Source organism: Microcoleus sp. S36b_A4, from assembly GCF_036700645.1.
GTDB lineage: Bacteria > Cyanobacteriota > Cyanobacteriia > Cyanobacteriales > Microcoleaceae > Microcoleus.
In genome coordinates this window covers 1-1,328 of sequence record NZ_JAUBPI010000220.1, presented here as the reverse complement: position 1 = coordinate 1,328, position 1,328 = coordinate 1, and the positions used below count along the sequence as shown (strand labels likewise).

Sequence of the window (1,328 nt, the reverse complement as noted above, 5' to 3'; positions counted from 1 at the left end):
TCTGGGGTCTTTCAAATTTGGCAAAATGTTCTAAAAAACTGGCATTTAAAATATTCATTGAAGGCAATGAATCTGTTGGTTTTTGTTGGGAAGTTACAGCTTTACTAAAACCTCTTGCCATTGATAGCACCCCTAAACTACAACAAACTACGTTGAAATTTAGTCGATTTAACTGTAGCATATTTTGGGTTCCAGTTAAGATGCGTTTACCCTGGAGGCAATTGCCGTCCTTTTTAATATATGGGCAGGGCAGACATTACCGAGCACGCCAGGAGAATTGATGGCAATTGATGGTAAAAGTATCAAAAGCACAAGTGTTGGGGGTAATAGTTCTTACCAAAATTTTGTGAGCCTGGTTTCTGTGTACAGTCACAATCGCGGGTGGGTAGTCCGACATAAAGTCATGGAAAATCAGCAGCGAAGTGAAATCGAAGCTGTGGAGGAACTCGTGCAAGAACTTGCGGGTTCTCAAGTAGTAATTACTGCTGATGCACTGCACACTCAAAAAAAACTATTCAGTTAATTATTGATGGAGGTAATGACTACATAATTACTCTCAAAAAAAATCAATAAGCGTCTGTTTAAAATGGCTCAAAAATTGGTCGAATCTGTGGGTGCGAGCGATTCAGCTCAAACCTCAGAACGCTTGCATGGCCGCACCACAACTCGCTCTACTACAATTTATCCCGTATCTACTCAGTTATTACCAGCGTGGGCTGGTGTCAAACATATAATTGCTATCAAAAGAACTGGCAGTAGGTGGGAAGGCAAAAAAAGTCGTCGTCGGTTAGTTGATTTCCATGAAACGCATTATTATTTAAGTAGTAAGGATTGGTCGGCAAGCCAATTTGCGTCGGAAATTCGAGGACATTGGTTAACCCTCTTTTGTCACTCTACGCAGAGGAAAAGTAGAAATAAAGGATATTGAGGTTTTGAAAAATTGAACGAGTTAAATTATTGACAAGCATTTGAAGTTTAAAAAAGCCCTCGGATAACTTAGGAATATCAAAAACTTGTAGCCAAGGTTTAATAAAGTTAAATAGTACAAATGGTTGAAGTATTAAACGGAGGTTGTTAAGAATATTCTTCCACCCCTTTCCTCGATCCCACCCTGGATGTGATGAAAAATTAGATTCAGATTGTGGTGGTAATTTTAGCAGTTGTTCAGAGTGGAGACTAACCATCAAATAAGCGCTAAAAATAATTTCCCACCATTTTTCTATTTGTGAATAATTAGTTAAGCGAAAATCTGCCCATCCTAATTCGTTTTTACTTTGCTTCAAACCATATTCTACCCAAGTTCTTAAACCATAAAAATTACCTACTTC

1 protein-coding gene and 1 pseudogene are annotated in these 1,328 nt (G+C 38.3%); one reads left to right on the top strand and one right to left on the bottom strand.

Annotated features, from left to right (window positions below):
- The first annotated feature begins 280 nt into the window (after nucleotides 1–280).
- The gene (locus tag QUA03_RS28870; RefSeq protein WP_333217153.1) at nucleotides 281–523 is read left to right on the top strand and encodes a hypothetical protein; all 243 of its coding nucleotides are present in this window, start codon (nucleotides 281–283) and stop codon (nucleotides 521–523) included.
- 370 nt (nucleotides 524–893) lie between these two features.
- On the opposite strand, the pseudogene QUA03_RS28865 reads toward QUA03_RS28870, so the two are convergent.
- A pseudogene (locus QUA03_RS28865) lies at nucleotides 894–1,328 on the bottom strand (IS701 family transposase); the annotation flags it as partial.

Bases quoted from the DNA above. Each gene is read 5' to 3' on its own strand.
- QUA03_RS28870 (WP_333217153.1), top strand. From the start codon at position 281: ATGGCAATTGATGGTAAAAGTATCAAAAGCACAAGTGTTGGGGGTAAT.